At 59.5% G+C, this 23,017-nt stretch carries 22 protein-coding genes; 2 read left to right on the plus strand and 20 right to left on the minus strand.

Features of this window, described 5'->3' with window-relative positions; all coding sequences use genetic code 11:
- Positions 1-361: 361 nt before the first annotated feature.
- The 6 genes from H8K20_RS02515 to H8K20_RS02540 form a co-directional block, all read right to left on the minus strand.
- A complete protein-coding gene (locus H8K20_RS02515) occupies positions 362-1,903 on the minus strand; it encodes an NAD(P)H-hydrate dehydratase (protein ID WP_186487381.1) in 1,542 nt (513 codons plus the stop codon).
- Between the two features lie 160 nt (positions 1,904-2,063).
- Positions 2,064-3,515 (minus strand): M20 family metallopeptidase, encoded by a 1,452-nt coding sequence (locus tag H8K20_RS02520; RefSeq protein ID WP_341480802.1) that lies wholly within the window; start codon positions 3,513-3,515, stop codon positions 2,064-2,066.
- 143 nt (positions 3,516-3,658) lie between these two features.
- Positions 3,659-4,045 (minus strand): MerR family transcriptional regulator, encoded by a 387-nt coding sequence (locus H8K20_RS02525; RefSeq protein WP_105203594.1) that lies wholly within the window; start codon positions 4,043-4,045, stop codon positions 3,659-3,661.
- A gap of 18 nt (positions 4,046-4,063) precedes the next feature.
- Positions 4,064-5,215 (minus strand): aldo/keto reductase, encoded by a 1,152-nt coding sequence (locus H8K20_RS02530; RefSeq protein WP_186487383.1) that lies wholly within the window; start codon positions 5,213-5,215, stop codon positions 4,064-4,066.
- 260 nt (positions 5,216-5,475) lie between these two features.
- A complete protein-coding gene (guaA, locus tag H8K20_RS02535) occupies positions 5,476-7,011 on the minus strand; it encodes a glutamine-hydrolyzing GMP synthase (RefSeq protein WP_186487384.1) in 1,536 nt (511 codons plus the stop codon).
- Positions 7,012-7,157: 146 nt separating this feature from the next.
- Positions 7,158-8,294, minus strand: a complete 1,137-nt coding sequence (locus H8K20_RS02540) for a nucleotidyltransferase family protein (RefSeq protein ID WP_186487385.1) — start codon at positions 8,292-8,294, stop codon at positions 7,158-7,160.
- A 127-nt stretch (positions 8,295-8,421) separates the two neighbouring features.
- Here H8K20_RS02540 and H8K20_RS02545 point away from each other — a divergent pair, with 127 nt between their 5' ends.
- Positions 8,422-9,618 (plus strand): acetate/propionate family kinase, encoded by a 1,197-nt coding sequence (locus tag H8K20_RS02545; RefSeq protein WP_105203606.1) that lies wholly within the window; start codon positions 8,422-8,424, stop codon positions 9,616-9,618.
- 237 nt (positions 9,619-9,855) lie between these two features.
- On the opposite strand, the gene H8K20_RS02550 is transcribed toward H8K20_RS02545, so the two are convergent.
- Entirely contained in the window at positions 9,856-11,031 is a 1,176-nt protein-coding gene (locus H8K20_RS02550; protein WP_186487386.1) for a M20 metallopeptidase family protein, read from the minus strand.
- A 223-nt stretch (positions 11,032-11,254) separates the two neighbouring features.
- A complete protein-coding gene (locus H8K20_RS02555) occupies positions 11,255-11,470 on the minus strand; it encodes a DUF378 domain-containing protein (protein WP_105203608.1) in 216 nt (71 codons plus the stop codon).
- A 316-nt stretch (positions 11,471-11,786) separates the two neighbouring features.
- Between H8K20_RS02555 and H8K20_RS02560 the strand changes: the two genes are divergently transcribed.
- Positions 11,787-11,960 carry a hypothetical protein gene (locus H8K20_RS02560; RefSeq protein ID WP_186487387.1) on the plus strand — a complete coding sequence of 58 codons (174 nt, stop codon included), beginning with the start codon at positions 11,787-11,789 and terminating at the stop codon, positions 11,958-11,960.
- Positions 11,961-12,187: 227 nt separating this feature from the next.
- Here H8K20_RS02560 and H8K20_RS02565 read toward each other — a convergent pair whose 3' ends face one another.
- The 12 genes from H8K20_RS02565 to H8K20_RS02620 all read right to left on the minus strand — a co-directional run bounded on the left by H8K20_RS02565 (position 12,188) and on the right by H8K20_RS02620 (position 22,969).
- Positions 12,188-12,400 carry a hypothetical protein gene (locus H8K20_RS02565; RefSeq protein WP_186487388.1) on the minus strand — a complete coding sequence of 71 codons (213 nt, stop codon included), beginning with the start codon at positions 12,398-12,400 and terminating at the stop codon, positions 12,188-12,190.
- A 244-nt stretch (positions 12,401-12,644) separates the two neighbouring features.
- Positions 12,645-12,887, minus strand: a complete 243-nt coding sequence (locus H8K20_RS02570) for a hypothetical protein (RefSeq protein ID WP_186487389.1) — start codon at positions 12,885-12,887, stop codon at positions 12,645-12,647.
- A 262-nt stretch (positions 12,888-13,149) separates the two neighbouring features.
- A complete protein-coding gene (locus tag H8K20_RS02575; protein WP_186487390.1) occupies positions 13,150-13,392 on the minus strand; it encodes a sigma factor in 243 nt (80 codons plus the stop codon).
- A 254-nt stretch (positions 13,393-13,646) separates the two neighbouring features.
- Entirely contained in the window at positions 13,647-14,273 is a 627-nt protein-coding gene (locus tag H8K20_RS02580) for a V-type ATP synthase subunit D (RefSeq protein WP_105203612.1), read from the minus strand.
- Between the two features lie 6 nt (positions 14,274-14,279).
- Positions 14,280-15,674, minus strand: a complete 1,395-nt coding sequence (locus tag H8K20_RS02585; RefSeq protein ID WP_105203613.1) for a V-type ATP synthase subunit B — start codon at positions 15,672-15,674, stop codon at positions 14,280-14,282.
- A 15-nt stretch (positions 15,675-15,689) separates the two neighbouring features.
- Positions 15,690-17,438, minus strand: a complete 1,749-nt coding sequence (locus H8K20_RS02590; protein WP_154865800.1) for a V-type ATP synthase subunit A — start codon at positions 17,436-17,438, stop codon at positions 15,690-15,692.
- 473 nt (positions 17,439-17,911) lie between these two features.
- The gene (locus H8K20_RS02595) at positions 17,912-18,514 is read right to left on the minus strand and encodes a V-type ATP synthase subunit E (protein ID WP_154865798.1); all 603 of its coding nucleotides are present in this window, start codon (positions 18,512-18,514) and stop codon (positions 17,912-17,914) included.
- Between the two features lie 11 nt (positions 18,515-18,525).
- Entirely contained in the window at positions 18,526-18,834 is a 309-nt protein-coding gene (locus tag H8K20_RS02600; protein ID WP_105203616.1) for a V-type ATP synthase subunit F, read from the minus strand.
- 120 nt (positions 18,835-18,954) lie between these two features.
- Positions 18,955-19,380: an ATP synthase subunit C gene (locus H8K20_RS02605; protein WP_105203617.1), complete on the minus strand. Its 426-nt coding sequence runs from the start codon at positions 19,378-19,380 to the stop codon at positions 18,955-18,957.
- Positions 19,381-19,428: 48 nt separating this feature from the next.
- The gene (locus H8K20_RS02610) at positions 19,429-21,459 is read right to left on the minus strand and encodes a V-type ATP synthase subunit I (RefSeq protein WP_186487391.1); all 2,031 of its coding nucleotides are present in this window, start codon (positions 21,457-21,459) and stop codon (positions 19,429-19,431) included.
- A 151-nt stretch (positions 21,460-21,610) separates the two neighbouring features.
- The gene (locus tag H8K20_RS02615; protein WP_105203619.1) at positions 21,611-22,654 is read right to left on the minus strand and encodes a V-type ATPase subunit; all 1,044 of its coding nucleotides are present in this window, start codon (positions 22,652-22,654) and stop codon (positions 21,611-21,613) included.
- Positions 22,655-22,969, minus strand: a complete 315-nt coding sequence (locus H8K20_RS02620) for a hypothetical protein (RefSeq protein ID WP_129589371.1) — start codon at positions 22,967-22,969, stop codon at positions 22,655-22,657. It lies immediately after the preceding gene.
- Positions 22,970-23,017: the final 48 nt, after the last annotated feature.

A 23,017-nucleotide genomic window follows, 5' to 3' on the forward strand; every position in this document is an offset into this window, starting at 1 on the left:
TGCTGTCTGTAAGGTAAGAGGATATACCCGCTACCTTTCCTGTAGATAAGTGAAATTTTGAGACATGATAAGAGAAGGAAACGATCTGCTTTATAGCAGATCGTTTCCTTCTCTTTAATTTTCTTTGGTGATGTGATCTGTATTTAAAAGAAGAGATGGATCAAGCGGTGTATCGTGTGCGCTGACGCCCGGCTATTACTTGGTTTGATGCCCGAGATAAGCAAAGAAGATTACTGGCCACTAACACTGCCGCAGTATATTACTGCCCTTACAGAAATGCAGATAATAAAGACCGAGGACAACATAAACATACAATAAGTGTAACCCCCGCCCTTATTTAGCACGGTGATATGCGTATCGGTCAGCGGTGGTGGGCTAAAAACAGATCAGAGAGATCTTTTTGCATATCGGTGGGCAACATGGCCGTCTGCGATAGGCGGGCTGCACAGCGGTCGCCGGCGGCTCCGTGCAGCCAAACGCCACACACCGCCGCCAGATAAGGCGAAAGCCCTTGAGCCAACAGACCGCCAATGATACCCGAGAGCAGGTCGCCACTGCCGGCTTTGGACATGCCTGGGTTGCCGGTGGGGTTGATAACCACCGGACAGCCGGGGGAGAATACCAGCGTATGAGCCCCTTTGAGCACCAAAGTGACCGGGTACTTCTCTATGAACTGGCGGCCGTACTGCAACTTGTTGGCCACCAGCTGCCCGGTGGAGATACCAAGCAAGCGGGCCATCTCTCCGGGGTGGGGGGTGAGCACCAGCGGCGCTTTGACCCCGTTTAGCCAATCTGGAGACTGTGAGAGTATGCCCAACGCATCGGCATCCAGCAGTAGGGGACAGGCGGCGTGCTGCAACAGGTACTGCAGCAGTTGGGCTGGTCCCTGACCGGTACCCATACCGCAGCCAACGACGCAGGCAGTGCTGTCGGCTAGAGCTTTTTCCAGCACTGGAGCAGCCCCCGGCGCGGCGGACCCATCTTCACTTTGTGGCAGTGGCAGGTAGACCGCCTCGGGCAGGTGGGGGGCATACTGTGCCACCAGTGGCCGGGGTATGGCGACCCGTACCAGGCCGGTACCAACCCGCAGCGCACCGGCTGTGCAGATCTGCCCGGCGCCGGGCATGTCGCCGCTGGATACCACTGCCAGCAGCTTGCCAAAATCACCTTTGTGGGTATCTTGCTGGCGCGGCGGCAGCGCGGTGAACACCTGCTGAGCATCGGTGACGTGAAAGGCGGGCTGTACGGGGTCGCAGCTGGCGGGGATACCGATATCAGCCAAAACCAACTGGCCGCTGTGCCCGGCGGCGGGGTAGACCAGATGGGCTGGCTTGTAGCTGTGCAGTGCCACTGTAAAGTTGGCCTGCACGGCACCGGGGTCGATGTGGCCGCTGTCGCCAGCGACTCCGCTGGGTACGTCGACAGCCCACACGGTGCCGGGGGCGCTGTTCATCAGCGCGGCGGCCTGCCGGCCCCGATCATCCATCTCGCCGTGAAAGCCGGTTCCGTACACCGCGTCGATGAGCACGTCGGCCTCAGCCGCCAGCTGATCGACGGCGGCTTCCCCCAGCTGGTATATGGGGATCGACCGACCGCGCAGCAGCTGCAGGTTGGCAGCGCTGTGAGCCGGTACCGGCTGGCCCTGACACAGTACGACTACCACGGCCATACCAGCCGCCGACAGATGGCGGGCCATCACCAGTCCGTCGCCGCCGTTTCCGCCTTTGCCACAGAATATGGCCACCCGCATCACCGGCTGCGCCGGGTGGGACTGGCGCCACCAGTGCAGCAAGATCGCCGTGGCCCGCCAGCCGGCATTCTCCATCATCTGCCGATAGCTGAGCCCGCCGGCATCGGCACGCTGCTCGATCTGCCGCATTTCGTCACAGGTATATACGCGCATGGAAGTACACATCCTCTCGGTTCTTTATGCTGGCCAGTATACCACGATTTTGCGAACAAATTGTGAAAAGCGGGTGGAAAAGTGAGAGGACAACACGGTGTGTTGCCCTCAAAAGATCGCCTTAGAATATACCTCTGGCAGTAATGGAACGAGCGCCCCATTACCCCAACTTGGCGCCGGGATCGATAGCCGTGGGGGTCACCCCTTGTGGGATAGGCGGGATGTAGTGACCGCCTTCCAGCCGTTCGGCCAGCTCCTTTTTGGCGGCGGCCACCACTTCGGGGCGGTGCAGCAGGTCGATGGCGGAGCCGGCCAGGACTTTGGCTGCGTAGAGCATGCCTTTATGGGCCAGACTGCTCTTACCCTGACTGACCAGCTGCCAGGAGTGGCCCGGAGTACCGGCGGCCATGGTGCAGACCGATATCTGGGCAGTAGGGCACACCCAGCTCACATCACCCACGTCGGTCGAGCCGGGCATGACCGGCTCGGCTCCGGTGAGTGGACTGATAAAATCGCCCAGCGGCTGGCCTGCGTGCTGCTTGGCCACGGCAATAGCCTGTGGGCCAAACATAGCTGCCGACTCCGCAAGGCTGGAGCCGCCGTTTTCAAAGGTGGCCTGCATGGCGGCGGCATACTGCCGCTCCCGCTCGCTATAAGTGGGGAGCGGCTGGTCTTCCATATTTTGCTGTAGCAGTGCTGCCAGCGCGCTGTTGGGCACCAGGTTTGAGCAGGCCTTGATGAACTGGCGCTCTACTCTGGTCCCGCTCATCAGAGCAGCACCTTTGGCGATATCTTCTACCCATTCGTAGATCTGCTGTACCTGGGTAGTCTTGGGCGCACGAATGAGGTACAATACCTCGGCAAACGGCTGCACTACATTGGGAGAAAAGCCGCCTGTATTGGTGATGGCATAGTGGACCCGTGCATCGGGGATGATGTGCTCACGCAAAAATTGCACCCCGATATTGAGGAGCTCCACTCCATCGAGCGCGCTGCGCCCCTTGTGCGGGCAGGCAGCGGCATGGGCGCTGACCCCGTAAAAGCGGTAGCAGATCTGATAGTTGGCCAAGCTGCTGGCGGTGTTGACGGCGTTCATATCGCCGGGATGCCAGGTGAGCGCACAATCGAGCTCGTCAAACACCCCGTCGCGGGCCATGAATGCCTTGCCCGATCCGCCTTCTTCGCCGGGGCAGCCATAATAGACGACTCGGCCAGGCAGACCAGTCTGCTGTAGATAGTTTTTTACCGCTACAGCTGCCGCCAGCGCCCCGGCGCCCAACAGATTGTGGCCACAGCCGTGCCCCGGTGCCCCGTCGACTACCGGGCTTTTTTCGGTGTAGTCGGCCTGCTGGCTGAGGCCGGACAGCGCATCGAATTCCCCCAGCAGGCCGATCACAGGGCTGCCCTGCCCATAGCTGGCGCAAAAGGCGGTGGCGATACCGGCTACGTTTTGTTCTACCTCAAAGCCGTTTTGCTGCAGCGCCTGACAGAGTGCAGCGGCAGAGCGGGTCTCGGTAAAGGCGGTCTCGGGGGTATCCCAGATCGCATCGCTCAGCTCATAAAACGAAGGCGCCAAGGCGTCGAGCGCATCCAGTGCTTTTTGTTTGTCCACAGTTCTCGCTTCCTTTATCATACAGATTTAGAGACGGATGGGCTTTTTATCGGGCAGCCCAGCCCATCAAATAGAGCCGGTACCATTATAGCACGGCCGCCAACGACAAAGAAGAGCTGCAGGGGGCAGCTCTTCTTATATGCTTAGTTATCCTGGTTCACCAGTGCCCGCTCAGCTTGGAGCAGGTGGCTGTCGTACCCCTCGATCTTGGTATCCAGGCGAGCCAGCACGCCCTGCATCTCACTGATGCGCTGGGCCAGCTTTTGCCGCTGCTCGATAAGCAGCAGCTTGCGGGCGGGGATGGTCTTATCCCCCTGCACGAAGAGCGCCACATATTCCACCAGCGACTCGATGGGCAGGCCGGCCCCGCGCATACATTTGATGAACTCCACCCAGTTGCAGTCGCTCTCGCTGTAGTCGCGGATACCGCTTTTGGTGCGCCCCACAGCGGGTATCAGGCCAATGCGCTCGTAGTAGCGCAGCGTGTCGGGCGAGAGCTGGTAGCGGCGGCTCACCTCTGCTATCGTCATAAGAACTCTTCCTCTCGATCAGCAGCCAAAGATATCGGCCGCTCGGTTCATGTTTTGGATGACTGGCACCCCAAAGGGGCAGCGCCTTTCACAGGCCCCGCAGGCGATACAGTCGCCCCCGCGATGGGGGAGTGCCAGGTAGTGCTCCCGTACGGTCTCGGGCAGCGTTTTTTGAGCTAGAGCCAGATTTAAGAACTTGGTGACAGCAGCTACCTCGATGCCCTGCGGGCAAGGGGCACAGTGGCCGCAGTACATCATACAGTGACCCTGCCAGCTGATCTGGGGAAAGGCGGACAGGGCAGCCGCATAGTCGCGCTGGGCGGCGCTGGCTCGCTCGTAGGCCAAGCTATGGTGCAGCTGCTCCACCGTGTGGGCCCCCACCAGTACCGAGGCGACCCCTGGCCGGGTGAGCGCATAGTGGATACACTGACTGGAGGTGAGCGCTTTGCCGGCGGGGGAGAGCTGCTCATCGAGCAGGTCGCCGCCGCCAAAGGCCTTCATCACCGTGATGCCCACCCCAGTGCGCGCGCAGAGCTCGTACAGCTGTTGGCGCAGAGGGTCCATGTTGGTCAACTGCCCGGCATAGCTCTCGTCGGCCCACAGATCTTCGCAGTGTTCGCTGGGGGGCTGCAGGTCGTAGCAGGGGTTGATGCTGAACATCAGCACCTCGATAAGGCCGCTCTGCACCGCCTCGATAGCCACGGCGGGGTTGTGGCTGCTCAGGCCGATATGCCCGATCTTACCGGCGTCTTGCAGCTCTTTGGCGTAGGCCATCACCGGGCCCTGAGCTACTTGGTGCCAGTCGTCAAGCGAGTCGACATAGTGGATCATGCCGATCTCGACATGATCAGTTTGTAGCCGCGCAAATAAGTCTTCGAACCCGGCACGCACCTCATCGATCTGGCGCGTGCGCTTGTACTGGCCATTTTTCCAGATGGTGCACAGGTGCGCCTGTAGGATGAATTTTTCTCTTCGCCCCTGTAGGGCGATGCCCAGCCGGTCACGCATGTCGGCGTTGGGGGTATACAGGTCGATGCAGTTGACACCCGCCCGTTCGGCGGCATCCAGCAGTGGGCCAATCATCGCACCGTCATGGTCGACGAACCCCTCACAGCCCATGCCGATCTCGCTCACCTGTAGGCCGGTGCGGCCCAGTTGTCGGTAGTTCATGGCTCTCTCCTCCTCACAGCATATCGGTAATGCTGTATCTGTATATATCTTAACACCTGGAGTGCACTCTAAGTCAAGGGCTGCGCAGTCGAAATAGACGGAGAAAATACAATTTGCGGGCTCAGAGAAGCCCTGCGAGTGGGACTCATGATAGACGTATGCGGTGGCTTTTCTGCGCAGATGGGGGATAGAAGTTGGTGTAAAAAAGAGCCTTTACGAACCTGCTACATGGCAGTTCGTAAAGGCTCTTTTGGCTGCTGTTATTCCCACTCAATCGTTGCCGGGGGCTTGGTAGTGATATCGTACACCATGCGGCCGATGCCCTGGACCTCGCCGATGATGCGGGAGGAGATCTTCTCCAGCACATCGTAGGGGATGCGGGCAAAATCGGCGGTCATGAAGTCGTCGGTGGTCACTGCGCGCAGGGCGAGCGTATAGTCATAGGTCCTGAAATCGCCTACCACACCCACCGAGCGCTGATTGGTCAGCACGGCAAAGTACTGGCTGAGACCCTTGTCGACACCGGCTTTGGCCAGCTCCTCGCGATAGATAAAATCTGCTTTTTGCAGCAGCGCCACCTTTTCGGGGGTGACTTCGCCCATGACCCGAATGCCTAAACCGGGGCCGGGGAAGGGCTGACGCCACACCAAAAAGTCGGGCAGGCCCAGCAGGGTGCCCAGCCGGCGGGTCTCGTCTTTAAACAGCAGATTTAAGGGCTCCACGATATCTTCAAAGTCGACATGATCGGGCAGACCGCCGACATTGTGGTGGCTCTTGATGACGGCGCTCTGCCCGCCAAGACCTGATTCCACCACGTCGGGATAGATGGTGCCCTGCGCCAAAAAGTCGACTTTGCCCACCTTCTTGGCCTCTTCCTCGAACACGCGGATAAATTCCTCGCCGATGATCTTGCGCTTTTGCTCGGGGTCGGTGACGCCCTTCAGCTTGGCAAAGTAGCGGTCCTGGGCGTTGACGCGGCGGAAATTCACGTCCATATTGCCGAAGATTTCCTCGATCTCGTCGCCTTCCTTATAGCGCATGAGACCGTGATCGACGAAGATGCAGTAGAGCTGCCTGCCCACGGCTTTAGACAGCAGCGCCGCGCACACCGAGGAGTCCACCCCGCCCGACAGGGCTAACAATACCTTTTTGTCGCCGATCTTTTGCCGCAGCTGCTCGATGGCTATCTCGCAGTAGTTCTCCATGCTCCAGTCGCCCACGCAGCCACACACCTGATAGAGGAAGTTTTTGAGCATGTCGTTGCCGTTTTGGGTGTGGTTGACCTCCAGGTGAAACTGCACCGCGTAGAGTTTGCGGCTCTCGTCCTGCATAGCGGCCACGGGGCAATTATCGGTGTGGGCGGTGATAGTGAAGCCCTGGGGCACCTGTGAGATATAGTCTACATGGCTCATCCACACGATGTTTTCGGCCGGCAGGCCGGCAAACATGGGGGCAGAGGTATCAAAATAAGTAGTTGTCTTGCCAAACTCACCCACCGGCGCCGCCTCTACCGTGCCGCCGAACATATGGGCCATTAGCTGGGCGCCGTAGCAGATGCCCAGGACAGGCACGCCCAGCTCGTATACAGCCGGGTCGATCTTGGGAGACTCGGGCAGGTAGGCGCTGTTGGGGCCGCCGGTGAAGATGATGCCCACCGGGTTTTTAGCGCGGATCTCCTCGATGGGAGTGGTGGAGGAGATCACCTCGCAGAACACGCCCAGATCCCGCACTCGGCGGGCGATGAGCTGGTTGTACTGGCCACCGAAGTCGATGACCAAAACCAATTGGTTTTCCATAATATAGTAGCCTCCTCTTGTAAAAAAGGCGGTGCGTTCCCGACTACCTCGCTATAAAACGGCCGGAACATGTCACACACAGCACAAAAACGAAGAATATTCCTCATCTATTTTGCCATGAAACAGCGGTGAATGCAACCTGTTTGCTAGACCCGCAAAAACTTTTGGGTGTATTCCCAATTTTCGGTGGGGATGTGGGGCAGACAACCGGTGAAAGCGGCAAAGGCGGTGCGTTCGATCTGCTCGTAGCGGGTGCCTTTGGCGCCGGCCAGATTGGTGAGCACCGGCAACTGGGCTCTTTTGAGCAGAGCCAGCCCGCGGCTGTTAGCCCCCAGCACGTGCAGGTATTGGACCGGTGCTAAAACATCTTGTTGGGTGACGCCAAGATAGAGGCACCACACCGCCCGGCGTATGCGGGCGGCTGTGTGTTGGGGAGAGGTGCCGGCAGCCACCAGACCAGCCAGCGTGCTCTGCCCGGCAGCTGCGGCCTGCAGCCGATTGGCCAACCCGGTATCGACAAACGGCAGCGCTGTCAGCTGCTGCTGACTGGCCATCTGTACCTTTTGGCACAGCGCCCGGTCGAGATAGCGGCTGTCAGCCATTTCGTCGGGGCCCGGCAGTGTGCCGGGGGGAACCAGCTGCCTGGCGCGCGGGCTGTGGGGATCAGCCTGCAGCAGTGTGCGCAGTGCGGTGGCACTGGCGATGGGGCTATCGGTACTTGTGCTGTGGTGGCCGGCTGTGTTGCGGGGCAGGCACAGTGGGCGGATACCGGTGCCCTCTAGGGCGCGCAGATACTCCAGCGCCAGCGTATCGTTGGGGGACTGCAGTGCGGCGCTGTGATCGCCCAACTGCGCCGCCGCCTGCTGCCTGGCCCGGGGGTAGGAGAGACCCTGCCGCCGCAGCTGCAAAAAAAGCGCCTGGAAGCTGCTGCTCTCTACCAGCCGTACAGTCTGCTGCAGAGCGGCCAGATCGCCGCATTCGCTGCCGAAAAACAGCTTGTCCACACCGATCGCGGCGAGCACCGCCACGCCCCCCTCGGCAAAAAATTGAGCGGAGGAGAGACAGCGGGGAGTGGGGATGCGCAGCACCAGGTCGGCCCCGTTTTGCAGCGCCGCCCGGGCCCGGTACCGCCAGTGGCAGAGCGCCGGCGCACCGCGCTGTACAAAGTTGCCGCTCATGGCGCAGACGACGGTATCGGCACCCAGTTCGCGGGCCTTTTTTAGCTGCCAGCAGTGGCCCAGGTGCAGCGGATTGTACTCGCAGATGACGCCGAAAACGCCCATATGGCCCCTCCCACTGCCAAAAACCGGCACAAATAGCCGGGTTTTTGGCTTTTTACTTGAATTATCATACGAATTATACTAAACTAGAACTGTTAAAAACACAAGACTAACAGGGGGATAGTATTCAATGAAAGTATTGGTTATCAACGCCGGCAGCTCATCGCTCAAGTACCAGCTCATCGACATGACCGACGAGAGCGTGCTGGCCAAAGGCAACTGCGAGCGCATCGGTATCGGCGGTCTGATCACCCACAGCCCGACGGGCAAGGACGAGATCCAGCAAGAGATGGATTTCCCCACCCACAAAGAGGCGTTTATGGCTGTGGTGGAGATGCTCACCTCCGGCGCGGGCAAAGTCATCGACTCGGTGTCTGAGATCTCGGCGGTCGGCCACCGGGTGCTGCACGGCAGTGAAAAATACAAGACCTCCACTCTGGTCACCGACCAGGTCATCCAGGATATCTTTGACTTCTCTGAGCTGGGCCCGCTGCACAACCCGCCCCAGGCCACCGCGATGAAGGCCTGCCAGGAGGTGTTTGGCAAAGATACCCCGATGGTGGCGGTGTTCGATACCTCTTTCCACCAGACAATGCCCCAGAAGGCTTACATGTTTGGTATCCCCTATGAGTACTACGAGAAATATCACATCCGCCGCTATGGTTTCCACGGCACCAGCCACCGCTACGTGACCGCCCGCTACGGCAAGATCAAGGGCGGCTTAGAGGGCACCAAGATCATCACCTGCCACCTGGGTAACGGCAGCTCCATCGCCGCGGTAAAAGACGGTAAGGTCGTCGACACCACCATGGGCTTTACCCCGCTGGATGGCTTTATCATGGGTACCCGCTCGGGCGGCATCGACCCCTCTGTAGTCACCTACCTGATGAACAAAGAGGGCTTTACCCCCGATGAGATGAGCGACCTGCTCAACAAAAAGTCGGGATTTGTGGGTCTGTCGGGCGTTTCAAGCGATTGCCGCGACCTGCGCCACGCCGCCAATGAGGGCAACAAGCGCGCCATTATGACGCTGGAGATCGTGGTGTACCAGATCAAGAAGTTCATCGGCTCTTACATTGCCGCCATGAACGGGGTGGACGCCATTATCTTTACCGGCGGTATCGGTGAGAACGACGCTGTGTTCCGCGGCGAGGTGTGCGCCGACATGGAGGGCCTGGGCCTGGAGATCACCCAGGAGCTGTGCGAGGCGGCTTCGCGCAAAGACTGCAAGTTCTCCACCGAGAACTCCAAGATCGAGGCTTGGGTCATCCCCACCAACGAGGAGAAAATGATCGCCCGCGATACCGTGGAGCTCATCAGCAGATAAAAGAGACTTTAGAAAAAGCAGCCGGGGCTGGCCCCGGCTGCTTTTTTGTTTTGTAGGTGTTTGCAGGTGGTGGGGGAGGACAGACAGTTTCTGAAAACCCGATGACTCTATCCTCTGTCAGTCGGCTGCAGCTCTAAAGCCATACCGCACAAAAAAGGCCGGCCGCTGAGAGCGCGGCCGGCCGGATCGATAGATCATGAAAGATGTAAAAACAGTAGTGCCGCAATGCGGCAGGGGCTACTGGTGCTCGGCCAACCACTGCATGGCGCAGCCGGCATACAGGGCGGCGCCTTTGTAGAATACCGACTCGTCGATCATCATTGCCGGGTTGTGCGCCGAGAGAGTATACCCCTCACCGATGCTGCCGGCGCCCAGCATAAAGTAGCAGGCGGGTACATGGGCGGCAATGTCGGTAAAGTCCTCGGTGCCGGCTACCGGCGGGACCTGCTGCACGTCTTGCGGCGGCAGGATAGAAGCGCTGTAGCGGGCCATATCGGCGGTGACCTGCTCGTCGTTGACCAGCGGAGGCATGCCGTACACGTACTCTACCTCGGCCTTGGCGCGGTACACGGCGGCGGTACCTTCGGCCACCTCTTTGATACGGCGCTTTAAAAAGTCGCGGCTTTCATAGCTGGTGGCGCGGATGGAGCACTCCATCTCACAGGAGCCGGAAACGGTGTTGCAGGTGCTGCCGCCGTGGATGGTACCCACGATGAGCACCGAGCCGTCGGTAGAGGGGACCTCGCGGGCGATGATCTCCTCCAGCGCCACCACGATATGAGCGGCGGCACTGATGGCGTCGACCCCCAGGTAGGGGGTGGAGCCGTGGGCGCCCACGCCGGTGACGGTGATCTTGACTGCGTCGCCGGAGTTCATGGCGGTACCGGGCACGTACTGCAGGCAACCGACGGTGCTGTCTTCGCGGCCAACGGCGGTGTGCAGGGCCATAGCGGCATCTACTTTGGGGTTTTCCAGCACGCCGGCTCTGATCATGGCAGTGGCGCCGGCCAGCTGCTCTTCCGCCGGCTGGAACATCAGCTTAACGGTGCCTTTCAGCTCGCTCTCGTGGGTCTTTAAGAGCTTGGCCGCGGCCAACAGCATCGCGGTGTGGGCGTCGTGCCCACAGGAGTGGCAGGCCCCGTTTTGAGCGGCAAAGGGCAGCCCGGTCTCTTCGGCCATGGGCAGCGCATCCATGTCGCACCGCAGGAGCAGTACCTTGCCGCCGCTGCCCAGCTGGCAGGTGATGCCGGGGCCGCAGTCGACCGGTACGAGACCGAACTCGGTGAGTTTTTGGCGGACGAAAGCGGTGGTCTGGGGCAGGTCGAGCCCGACCTCGGCAAAAGTATGTATCGTGCGGCGCATGGCGACGATCTCGTCCTGTAGCGCCTTGGCCTCGAGCAGGATATCAGACATATGACAAGAACTCCTTTGGCGATGGGGCGGCCGCAGCGGGGGCCCCGGTATCGATCAAATAGCTGCCGGCAGGTGTTGCGGCAGGAAAAAGCTACGTCCACAGTATAGCACAATCCCCCGGCGGGCGCATTATTTTTTGACAGCAGGGCAAAAAGACCGGCACACCCCACAACGCAGTGCAGCGGGTGTACCGGCCTTTTTTGTGTAGATACACAGCAGACCTTTATTCAGATACGTCCAGAGCGCGGCTGTCTTTGAAGAGCAGCGCGATGCACCAGATACCTGCAATGCCCACCAAGGTGTAGATCACCCGGCTGGCGATAGCCGCCATCCCGCCAAACAGGTAGGCCACCAGATCAAACGAGAAGATGCCGATGAGCCCCCAGTTGAGCGCGCCGATGATGACTAAGATCAGTGCGATCTTGGTTGTGATTCCCATATCTGCTTCAAACCCTTTCTCGGGCGGCAGACAGAGGCGCTGCCGCCGCTTAAAGATGATGTGGATACAGGTATAGTATGGGAGCTTATCGCCGGGATATTCAGCTTTTTATACGGTTGGGCCTCGAGTGATAAAAAATTTTATAAAAAGTGCCGGCGGCGGCACAATTACTGAAAGCGGATATTGCCGGCGACTTCGACCGAGGAGATGCACAGCCGGAGCGTTTTCCCAACTGACTTTTTTGCCAGCTGATCTCTACTCGATCGGTGCGGGACTCGGCGTAAAAGAGAAAGTCGTCGTATATCGCGGTACCGCTATGATCGGAAATACTACCGCTGAGCTGGTCAAACACCTTTTTTTGATGACCGAGCTCAAAGGCGTGCAGGCTGGTGATCTGACCGTACGGGGTGCTGCGGTCGACGGTCAGGGGCACTTTGTCACCCTGGTTTTTAAGCTGACCAGCTGCACAGGCACCCCGCTGACAGAGTAGGTCTGATTTAGCAAAGTAGTCTGCCCTTCGGCGGGAATATCCAGGACGGTGACGGGGGTATCGGCTAAACAGGTGGGGAACACGTATAGCTGGATCTCATCAAAGCGGAAGCTGTACAGCTCGTACTCATCCGGCGGCTCGGCAGCGGCCTCATAGAAATATATCGGCCCATCTCGACCGGGCACTGTGAGCGCATCGGCCGAGACGATATCGGGCCAATCGCGTGTTCAAAAGCGGGTGCCGCCCAGTGATAGGCTGTAGTTTTGTGCGGATAAGCCCTGCACCTGTGGCAACACCGCCACCAGGCGGCCGTCACTTCGCAGCTGTACCAATGCACAGCCCACTTTACCGCTGATCTGTTGCTGCACCTCTTCTAACCGGATGGATTTGGATGGCTCGAGCTCGGCAGTCATGGTGCAGCAGCCGGCTTGTAGTACCACCTGTTCCAGCGGCTGCTCACAGGCGGCCGAGAGATGAAAATAATGCTGGCATGGTCCCGGGTGCCGTCGGCGTTCATGTAGGGCGCCCCGGTGCCGCTTATGTTCTTTTGTATGGGGAGGGACCTTCCAGCGGCCTGTAGGGAGAAATCTATCTGCACAAAGCGCTGGATCAGCTCGCTGGTGATCGGGCGTCGCTGGCATAGGGGGGGCAGCTGCTGCAGCTCTTCTGGGGACAGCTGGTACATCACCACCAGCCGAATGTCGCCGCTCTCGGTCTGGATGGCCTGTCTGAGTTCATAGCTGCCGCCGCCAGTACGGTGCGGTAGTTAGCCGCGCCCAGTACCAGCATAAAGCAGGCCGCTATGGCTGCGATACGCCGCCACCAGCGGCGGGGCGGCCGACCGTGAAAGAGCTGTTCGCTCATCTTCAGCACTGTATCATCGTCTAACATGTCGGCGATATAGCGATCAAATTGTTCGTCTTCCATTTACAGCTCGCCTCCTTTTGGCTCCTGCAGCAGTTTTAGCTTGTCGCGCAACCGGGGTACTCGGGTGGTGACGGCGTTTTGACTGATACCGAAATAGCGGGCCGTCTCGCGGGGTGGAATAGCCGTATAAAAAACGCATGGTAAACAGCTGTTTTTCCTGTGCTGGCAGTGCTCTGATCGCGGCACTGAGCCGCTCGCGGCCCCCCAGTGAGCGGGTCTAATCGGGCGGGGAGGTGCGGCGGGGTCTCTTGCTGCTGTAGGGTCACCAGCCGGTTCCGGGCGCGGCTGCGGGCGATGACCGCCACATAGCTTTTGATGCTGGCGCGATTGCTGTCGTACTTTTGGGGAGCTGTGAGAACCTGCTGATGGCATCGCTGGCGATCTCCTCGGCGTCGCGGGGATCGTGCAGGATGCGCAGAGCCACCGTGTAGGCCAGGCGCTGGTATTTTTGGTAAATAAGCAGCTGCTGATCCGGCAGCTGACCGGGAATTTCGTCGCATGACACAGGGCCCCACCTCCCCCTACCTTACTCCGCGCACTCAAAATAAGACCACTCCAACTAGATAGTACCGTAAAAAACAGCCCTTTGTTACTGGAAATGTTTGTTTTTTTGTGTACGGCTTTGCAGGGGCTGGCAGCAGCTTTGGCACAGGGCCGAAAAAGTAACACGGAGCAGGCGAGAAGAGATGTTCGCATATGGAAAAAAGCTCTGCCGTCTGTTGAGAGATGGCAGAGCTTTTTACGATTGCTCGATCGGTGCTATTCTTCTTTGGCGCGCTCTTTTTGGGCTTTGATGACCTTTAAGCGGGAAAATTCCTCGCGGTCTTTTTCCTCCAGCGCCTCGGTGATGGCCTTTTCGGTAGCTTTCAGGTTGGGGATGATGATGTGCTCCAGGGCGTTGGCGCGCTTTTGCGTTTTGCGGATGGCGCCGGCCAGCCGGTACACGCTGTTTTCCACCTCGGCCAGACGCACGCACAGTTCTTTTACCTTTTGAAACTTGCGAAAGGCGTCGTCGAACTTGGAGTTGGACATCTCGAACCCATAGACCGGGCCGGGGTCCTGCCCGGCGTAGGTGACGTGGGGGATCTCGACGCCCATCACCGAGCGGGAGGTGAGCGCCACCGACTCGTCGATGGGGATAGAGCCCACCAGGTTCTCTACCACGCCCAGCGACATATTGGCCTGCTGCAGGGCGAAATAGGCCTGGTTAAAGGTGGTGGCCACCTCGTCTTTGAGAGCCTTGGCGTCGTCTACCCGCTGCATCAGCTCGCGGATGAGCACATTGCGCTTGCGGTCGAGCAGGTCAAAGCCCAAACTGGAGAGGTCCAGCGTTTTGCGGGTGGCCAGGAGGTTAGACTTGGTCGCGAATACCTGTTGATTTGGCACGGATCATCACCCCCTGTTAAACTCCTCGAACACCTGCTCGCGGTAGTGTTTTTCGATGAGACTGCCCTCGATGCGGTCGAGGTCCTGCTTGGGCAGGATGCTCAGCAGCTCCCAGGCCAGGTCCAGCGTCTCCTCGATAGTGCGGTTTTGGCTGTCGCCCTGATTTAAGAAACGCTTTTCGAACTCGCGCCCGAATACCATCAATTTCTTGTCGCTGTCGGACAGCTCCTCCTCGCCGATGACCGAGGCCAAGCTGCGGGCATCCTGCACCTGGGCGTAGCTGGCAAACAGCTGGTTGGCTACCGGGGAGTGGTCTTCGCGGGTGTACTCGGCGCCGATGCCGTCTTTCATTAAACGCGACAGCGACGGCAGCACCGCTACCGGCGGGAAGATGCCCTGGTTGTCCAGCGCGCGGTCCAGCACGATCTGCCCCTCGGTGATGTAACCGGTCAGGTCGGGCACCGGGTGGGTGATATCGTCGTTGGGCATGGTGAGGATGGGTATCTGGGTGACCGAGGCGTTTTTGCCTTTGATGATGCCGGCCCGCTCGTACAGCGAGGCCAGATCGGAGTACAGGTAGCCAGGGAAACCCTTTCTGGCCGGGATCTCGCCTTTGGATGACGAGAATTCGCGCACCGCCTCACAGTAGGAGGTCATATCGGTCATGATGACCAGCACGTGTTTGCCCAGCTCGTAGGCCAGGTACTCGGCGGCGGTGAGCGCGCAGCGGGGGGTGAGGATGCGCTCGACGATGGGGTCGGAGGCCAGGTTCAGGTACATGACCACGTTGGACATGACGCCCGCCTCCTCGAAGGAGCGCTTGAAGTAATCGGCCACGTCGTTTTGCACGCCCATGGCGGCAAACACGATACAGAAATCCTCGCCGTCGCCGATCTTGGCCTGTTTGACGATCTGCACCGCCAGCTTGTTGTGGCTCATGCCCGAACCGGAGAAGATGGGCAGCTTCTGGCCGCGGATAAGGGTGGCCAGGCAGTCGATAGAGCTGATGCCGGTGGAGATGTAGTTTCTGGGGTACACGCGGGACACCGGGTTGATGGGGCGGCCGTTGATGTCCTCGAACTTGGTGGCATGTATCTCGCCCAGGTTGTCGATGGGGCGGCCGGCGCCGGAGAATACCCGCCCCAGTATCTGGGGGGAGAGGGCTATCTCGAGCGAGTGGCCGGTGAGCTGGGTCTTGGTGTTTTGCAGGCTCAGGCCCTCGGTGCCCTCGAACACCTGGATGACCGCCTTTTCGCCGTGTATCTCGACGATGCGGCCGGTGCGGACCTCGCCGGAGTCCAGACGGATCTCGACCACCTCGTCGTAGCTGGCGTTTTTGACTTTATCCAGCACGACTAGAGGGCCGTTTATCTCTTTTAGTCCTACATATTGTAAGCTCATAAAAACGCTCCCCCCTTAATCCATGGCTGCCAGAGTCTGGTCGATCTCTTGGCGCAGGGCATCGAACTTATCCAGCCGGTCGTTCTCTATGTCGTATTTCATCTTGTTGATCTTGTCGAACAGCCCGGTCTTGGCGATGGCCGTTACCGGGATGTGCCGCTCGTTTACCACCAGCAGCGCTTTTTTGTACAGGTACCAGATGCAGCGCATCATCTCCAGCTGCTTTTCCAGCGGCACGTAGGTGTCCTCTTTGTGGAAGGCGTTCTGCTGTAAAAAGCCGGTGCGGATGAGCTTGGCGATCTCGATGATGAGTTTCTGATCGTCCGGCAGTACGTCGGCGCCGATGAGCTTTACGATCTCCAGCAGCTGGGCCTCTTCCTGCAGCAGCGTGACGATGCGGGCGCGATAGCGCAAAAAGCGCTCGCCCAGGTTGGCGTTGTACCAGTCGCGCAGGTCGTCTAAGTACTCGCTGTAGCTGGTGGTCCAGTTGATGGCCGGGTAGTGGCGGGCGTAGGCTAAGCTCTTATCCAGCGCCCAGAAGCAGCGCACGAAGCGCTTGGTGTTTTGGGTGACCGGCTCGGACAGGTCGCCGCCCTGAGGCGATACGGCGCCGATGATGGTGATCGAGCCCTCGGTATCGTTTAGGTTGACCATGTAGCCGGCGCGCTCGTAGAAGGTGGCGATGCGGCTGGGCAGGTAGGCGGGGAAGCCCTCCTCGGCGGGCATCTCCTCCAACCGGCCGGAGATCTCGCGCAGGGCTTCGGCCCAGCGGGAAGTGGAGTCGGCCATGATGGCCACGTGGTAGCCCATGTCGCGGTAGTACTCGGCCAGGGTGATGCCGGTGTAGATAGACGCCTCGCGGGCGGCCACCGGCATGTTGGAGGTGTTGGCGATGAGCACGGTGCGGTCGGTCAGCGGGCGGCCGGTCTTGGGATCGACCAGCGAGCCGAACTCCTCCAGCACCTGAGTCATCTCGTTGCCGCGCTCGCCGCAGCCGATGTAGATGATGAGATCGGCATCGCACCATTTGGCGATCTGGTGCTGGGTCATGGTCTTGCCGGTGCCAAAGCCGCCGGGCACCGCCGCCGCACCGCCTTTGGCGATGGGGAACATGGTGTCGAGGATGCGCTGGCCGGTGATGAGCGGGCGGCTGATGGGCAACCGCGACTTGCTGGGCCGGGGGGTGCGGATGGGCCACTTCTGGGTGAGGCCGATGGGGTGCTCCTGGCCCTTTTCATCGATCAGGGTGAGCAGGGTATCGCGGATGGTATATTTGCCGCTGGGGGCCACTTTGCCGGCTTTGCCCGACAGAGTGGGGGGCACCATGATCTTGTGGACGATGGAGGAAGTCTCGGGGCAGGTGGCGATGATCTGGCCGGGGACGAGCTCGTCGCCTTCGTGCACCAGAACCGTCACGTCCCACTCTTTGTCGGCCGGCAGGGGAGAGACCTCCAGCCCGTTGGCGATAAAGGCACCCGAGATCTGCTCGATGTCGCCCAGGGGGCGCTGTACGCCGTCGTAGATATTAGAGATGATGCCGGGGCCCAGCGTCAAGCTGATAGGCGAGCCGGTGGAGATGACCTCCTCGCCGGGAAAGAGGCCGGAGGTCTCTTCGTAGACCTGGATGGTGGTCTCTTTGTCGCTGATGGAAATGACTTCGCCCATCAGCCGCTTTTTGCCCACATACACCATCTCGCCCATGGAAAAAGTCTTGGTATTTAGGACTTTGACCACCGGGCCGTTAATGGAAAAAATCGTGTTCAAAGCAGTTACCCCTTTCTAGAGTGATACTGGGGGCCGCCTGTGAAAAAGGCGGGAAAGCCGGTAAATGAACCGGGTGTTTTAAATGGATGGCCGCGTACAGCACCGTAAATGCAGTGCCGGACCAGCAGAAATATTGTGAACAAACTGTAAAAACCAGCAAATTAGGCACTGTTTTTGCAGATTTAGAACTGCAAAAACATAGTAGGTATAAAAATGTATCGCTGGAACCATTAGATATGCCGGACGAACGCCCGGCGCCTATCACTAATCCAAAATAGCGGTTTGGCCGCTGTTTTGGATTAGTGGGGGGAATCCCCAAGAAGAGGGCCAGTCTCTGCTGTGCAGAGCCCGGTAAAGATCGCTGTCGGGGCAGAGCCCCTCCTGCCGCTATGCGGTACCGCGATCTTCTGGCAGAGGAGGGCGACAGCCCGTGCGATTGCCACCCTTCTTTGGGTGGTAGAACCTACGTTTTACTAGATCGCCTGGATGGTGAGTCCCGAGTTGCTGTAGAACCAGCTCTTTTGCTCGGACAGCGCATTTTGCAGCGTCTCGTCGCAGGCAAAACCCTCGGTCCGGTTCTCGGCGATAAAGCCGCCCAGGTGATTTTCGGGGTCGATCTCGATCACGCAGGGGGCCGAGAAAGCCTTGCTGTATAGCTCTTTGAGCGGCTCATCCTGGGGGGCGATGCGCAGATACACCGTGTCGAACTGGTAGTTTTTCGCCACCTGGGCCAGCCGCTTTTGGATGTAGGCGGTGTAGGCCTCGCTGGCGGCAAACGCGCTCAGCTCTTTTTGGGCGGCGGCAAATATCTCCTGTGCGTAGGCCTCGCTCTTTTGCAGCAGCTGGGTGCGGTACTGCAGCGTGGCGCGGGAGACGGCAGTGGTCTCGCGGGTCTTGGCGTCGCGTTTGGCCTTCTCGACCATCAGCGCGGCCTCCTCGTTGGCTTTGGCCTCTGCGTCGGACAGGCGGGAGATGCGCTTTTTCTGTACTTTATCTAAGATCGCCCCCACCATCTCTTCGGTGGTCTGGTCGATCTCCTGTTTGATCATGCGGAGTTTTTCATCGTTGGAATACATGGCGCTTCACCTCAAATCTTAACGCCGATCGCGTCTTTGATGTACTGGGACAGAGCATCTTCCAGGTGGGAGGAACCGTGGCGGTCGGGGATCTCGGCGATCAGTGTGCCGCGGGCGCGCAGCTTGTAGTCCTGCACCACCTCTTCGCACAGCGAGACCAGCTGTTGGGTCATGAGCACGACGCCGATCTCGGGGTCTTCCACCGCTTTTTGCAGGGCGGCGACCGTCTCGTCGTACTCGTGGACCACAACTCCTTCCATACCGGCAAGGCGCATCCCGATATATGTGTCGTTGTTGTCACTGATGACAAAAAATTTCATGGCTATACGCTCCCTCCCGCGCGGGGCAGGAGCCCCGGCGGATCGTGGAATGGGGGGCTTTGGAGCCCCGGTGACCCGCTAACGGGTCAAAAAATGCGGCGTGCGCCGCACCTTTTTTAATCAGACTTTGTTGAGGATCATGATGGAGATGAGCAGGCCGTAGATGGCGACGCCTTCGCCCATGGCCACGAAGATCAGCGCTTTACCGAAGGATTTGTCGTTCTCGCTGACGGCGCCGATGGCGGCGGGAGCGGCGGCGGCGACGGCGATACCACAGCCGATGCAGGCCAGACCCGTTACCAGAGCGGCGCCCAGATAGGCCATGCCGGCGCCGGAGGAGGCGGCAGCGGTGGTGGCGGGCTCAGCGGCGCCGGCAATGACCGGCATGAGCACCGAGCCCAGGGTAACACCGCCGAAAGCGCACAGCTGGCGTTTGATCATGGAGATCTTTTTCTCTTTGGTGTAGCCGTTTTTATAGGCTTTAAACAGGGGCACGGCCAGGGCCGCGATAGCAGCAGTAGCGATCAGGAGCATAACGATATCCATAGTAAGTACCTCCAAAGAATAGTTTTAGGATGGGAGCCGGAGAGCCGATCAGGCCGCGGCGTTTTCGTGTACGATGGCCGAGATGGGGGTAAAGGGGACCCCGTCGCCGGAGTAGTAGCGGCCGAACATCTCATAAAATTCCAGACGCAGGACCTGGATGCCGACGATGAGGCCCTCCAGGCCGATGACGAACAGGTTGCCCACGATGGTGACGATGATGTTGCCCGCACCGGTAAACATACCGGCCAGCGTGAACACCACGCTCATCATACCGGCGTGGCTGAGGATAAAGCCGCCCACGCGCAGGAAAGACATGGTATTGGCCACGAAGGAGATGGCGATCTCGAGCATCTCGAATATGCTCTCGAGGATGTAGCCGCCGACGCCTTCAGGGAAGGCCTTGGTCTTTTGGCACAGGTGGCCCAGGGGCTCTTTTAAGAAGATGCAGAAACCGGGCACCACCAGGCACAGCAGGATGATGGGGGCATTGAGACTGAAGGAGACCCCCAGGATGGGCAGGCCGATGGCCGCGATGACGGTGGCGTACAGCACGAAGCCGGCCACCCCGTTTTGTGAAAACAGCGCCTTGGTGTAGTCGCGGTTTTTGAGGCCGATATAGATGTTTAAGAGCATGGAGCCCAAAATGAGCACCACACCGATGGCCACCGCTACCACCAGCAGCACGTTGATGGTGGCGGCATTCATGACCTCTACCGGCTTTTCGGCGAAGCCCAGCGCATGATACAGGCCGTCGAGGGCGTGCTCGAACCCGAACACCGAGCCGTAGACAAAGCCGAACAGGGTGGAGCAGATACCCATGCGCATGATGATCTCGCCCAGGCGGCTCTTTTTCCACTTGGCGAACAGGTAGCCCAAAATGGCCACCACGACGCCCTGACCCACGTCGCCGAACATGATGCCGAACAGCAGCGTGTAGGTGACGGCGACGAACGGGGTGGGGTCGATCTCGGAGTGGGAGGGGACGCCGTACATCTCGACGTACATCTCGAACGGGCGGGAGAACCAGCCGTTTTTGAGCTTGGTGGGCCGCTCGGCGCGCACACCGGTATCGTGGGCCCGCTTGCTCGACACGGTGATGAGGCCGGGCAGCATGGGCACGGCGCCGTCGTCGCCGCGGTCGACGCTGACGGTGACGTCTTTGATGTCGCCGAACAGAGACTCAAAGTCGCTCTCGCGGTCTTTGGGCACATAGCCGACGAACTCGAAGTACTCGCCCAGAGCGAACTTGTCGTAAGAGGTGCCCACGTAGCGGCGCACCGAGTAGGTCTCGCTGAGGAACTTGACCGTCTTGTACAGATCGGTGAGCTTTTGCTGGTTCTCGCTGCGCATGCCGTCGATCTTCTGCTGGCAGCTCTGCAGCTGAGCGGTCTCTTTTTTGAGGATGTCCTCGAGGTAGGCAGCGGCGTCGTCGGGCGAGCCGTGCAGGTAGTCGGGGATGCGCACCCGCTCGAAGAACAGCGCGTCCATGATGGAGTCGGCCTCGGCGCTGTGGCGCTCATCGGTGAGGTACAGGCACCACTGGTAGGCCTTGTCGTGGGCGAATGGAAACACGAAGAACAGCCGGTCGTCGTAGTGGGCCAGTTTGGGCATGCTGTCTAGCGGCAGCTTGCCAAAGCGCACCTTTAAGAACTTGGACGAGAACAGCTCGTCGAAGCTGGTGTTGAGACTGTGCAGCATTTCCAGGTGGGACTTGCTCATCTGGTGGTCCTGCACGTTTTGCTGTACCTTGTCGCGCAGAGCCACCGCTTTTTTGTAGGTGTCTTTGTAGCTGCGGATATAGGTCTTGGCCGCCTCCAGGTCGAAGTCGTGGGTGTTGGTGGCGGGGCGGTCGCTGCGGATGCCGGAAAGATCGATACCGGCCATGGCACACACCGAGCGCACATCGTCCAGCGGCTCGGAGTAGGGGTTCTCGCCCGACGCCTCTTTAAATGAGGTGCCGTCCTTGGTGGTGATCTTCTCGGGGTGGAAGTAGTCCAGAGTCGATAATTTCAAAACTACGTCGTCCAGGCTCTCAAGGCGACCGATCAGGCTGACCAGGGTCGTCTTTTGAATAGCCATGATAAAAACCTCCTCTCTTGGTTGGCGGCCGCACGCCGCCGGGGGACTGTTTTTTATAGTAGCGCGGGCGGGGAGCACAGGCCCCCCTGCCGGTGTGGGCGGAACCGAGAGCTCTGCCAGAGCGGCGGCGCGGGCCCAGAACGCGCGTTTTTTAGATGATGAGCAGTTTTTGGATATCCTCGGGGGCCACGCCGTAGCGGATGCCCTCGATGATGTGGGTGAGGTTTTCACCCTCGATACCGCCCAGGATCAAAAAGGCCAAAAAGGCGGTGGGCGCCTTGGTGGCAAAGCTGATGTGGCGCCGGTTGAGATTGTACTTGATGTAGCTGGTGTGGTACTCGATGTACAAAAAGTCGTTTTGGTCGAAGTAGTTTTTGTACTTGCTCTGGGAGATGAGCTGGGTGAAACGGTCGCCGTCGGGCGCCTGGATGAGTGCCTCCATGAACCGCTCGGAGATGCGGCTGCCGGGATTTTTTATGAGCAGCGGGCGGATCTTCTCGGGCTCGTAGTGGAAAAACACCTTGAGGCGGTAGATATTGGTGATGTTAAACAGCTCGACGTTGGTGGAGATGATGTCGCGCATCTCCTGCCGGGTGCGGCCCTTGTACTCGCTGTCGATGCCGGCAAACAGGTTGTCGTAGTACTGCTGGCGCAGCGCGCGGGTACAGCCGGCCACATCGAACTCCTTGTTTTCGGACTGCACGAACGGCTCGACCGTCTTATAGTAGGGGCCGCCCTCCAGCAGCGAGAGCAGCTGGCGCGGGGTCTCGACGGTGGCCAGGGCCATCACGTCAAACGACAGCAGCGGGATGAGAAAGCCGGGGATGTCGCTGACCAGCTCGGTCTCGCCCTCGAGGTCGAACTGGCCCACACACATGACCAGCTGCTCGATCTCGAGCTGACCGACGAAAAACTGCATGTACTGCTCGCGCTTGCCGGGCAGATACCTGCCCAGCCGCAAAATGGACTGGTAGAGATCCTTTTTGATGATGGTCTCGAGCTGGCCGCGGTGGATGGTGGCGGTGTTCACGCTCTCCATCACGTCGCGGTAGTGGGTGTTGTTCTTTAAATAGGAAGCCAGCTCGGGGATGGAGAGCTTGTGCAGCATGTCGTTATACTGGGCGGGGGTGATGCGCTTTCCGTACATGGCCTTGATCTTGGCCAGGATGGCATTTTGCGAAAACGAGCTCAGCATCTACTCACCGCCTATACAGCGCGCCACGATGGCCTTTACCAGCTGCTCTTTTTTCTCGGCGTAGCTGGCGTCGAGTGCGGCCACCGCCTGCTGGTAGCGCAGTTGCAGCTCCTCGATGCGCTTTTTTGCTCTGGCGTCGCTCTCGCGCATGAGCGAGTCGACCTGCGCGGTGGCTTCGGCCAGCACTTCGTCGCTGGCGGCGGCCGCCTCGTCCTCCAGCGCGTCGAGGATCTGCTTTTCCTGCAGCCGGGCCTGTTCCAGCCGGGCTTTGGCGCCCTGATCGATTTCCAAAAGGTTCGTGATCAAATCTTCCACAAAACCTGCCTCCTTTCGGTTGGCGCGGGGGCGCTTTTGGGCGCAATA

Origin of the sequence: Neobittarella massiliensis (ex Bilen et al. 2018) (genome assembly GCF_014269355.1) — a bacterium.
Taxonomy (GTDB): Bacteria; Bacillota; Clostridia; order Oscillospirales; family Ruminococcaceae; genus Neobittarella; species Neobittarella massiliensis.

Bases quoted from the DNA above. Each gene is read 5' to 3' on its own strand.
- H8K20_RS02515 (WP_186487381.1), bottom strand. From the start codon at position 1,903: ATGCGCGTATATACCTGTGACGAAATGCGGCAGATCGAGCAGCGTGCC.
- H8K20_RS02525 (WP_105203594.1), bottom strand. From the start codon at position 4,045: ATGACGATAGCAGAGGTGAGCCGCCGCTACCAGCTCTCGCCCGACACG.
- H8K20_RS02530 (WP_186487383.1), bottom strand. From the start codon at position 5,215: ATGAACTACCGACAACTGGGCCGCACCGGCCTACAGGTGAGCGAGATC.
- guaA (WP_186487384.1), bottom strand. From the start codon at position 7,011: ATGGAAAACCAATTGGTTTTGGTCATCGACTTCGGTGGCCAGTACAAC.
- H8K20_RS02540 (WP_186487385.1), bottom strand. From the start codon at position 8,294: ATGGGCGTTTTCGGCGTCATCTGCGAGTACAATCCGCTGCACCTGGGC.
- H8K20_RS02545 (WP_105203606.1), top strand. From the start codon at position 8,422: ATGAAAGTATTGGTTATCAACGCCGGCAGCTCATCGCTCAAGTACCAG.
- H8K20_RS02550 (WP_186487386.1), bottom strand. From the start codon at position 11,031: ATGTCTGATATCCTGCTCGAGGCCAAGGCGCTACAGGACGAGATCGTC.
- H8K20_RS02555 (WP_105203608.1), bottom strand. From the start codon at position 11,470: ATGGGAATCACAACCAAGATCGCACTGATCTTAGTCATCATCGGCGCG.
- H8K20_RS02560 (WP_186487387.1), top strand. From the start codon at position 11,787: ATGATCGGAAATACTACCGCTGAGCTGGTCAAACACCTTTTTTTGATG.
- H8K20_RS02570 (WP_186487389.1), bottom strand. From the start codon at position 12,887: ATGGAAGACGAACAATTTGATCGCTATATCGCCGACATGTTAGACGAT.
- H8K20_RS02585 (WP_105203613.1), bottom strand. From the start codon at position 15,674: ATGAGCTTACAATATGTAGGACTAAAAGAGATAAACGGCCCTCTAGTC.
- H8K20_RS02595 (WP_154865798.1), bottom strand. From the start codon at position 18,514: ATGTATTCCAACGATGAAAAACTCCGCATGATCAAACAGGAGATCGAC.
- H8K20_RS02600 (WP_105203616.1), bottom strand. From the start codon at position 18,834: ATGAAATTTTTTGTCATCAGTGACAACAACGACACATATATCGGGATG.
- H8K20_RS02605 (WP_105203617.1), bottom strand. From the start codon at position 19,380: ATGGATATCGTTATGCTCCTGATCGCTACTGCTGCTATCGCGGCCCTG.
- H8K20_RS02610 (WP_186487391.1), bottom strand. From the start codon at position 21,459: ATGGCTATTCAAAAGACGACCCTGGTCAGCCTGATCGGTCGCCTTGAG.
- H8K20_RS02615 (WP_105203619.1), bottom strand. From the start codon at position 22,654: ATGCTGAGCTCGTTTTCGCAAAATGCCATCCTGGCCAAGATCAAGGCC.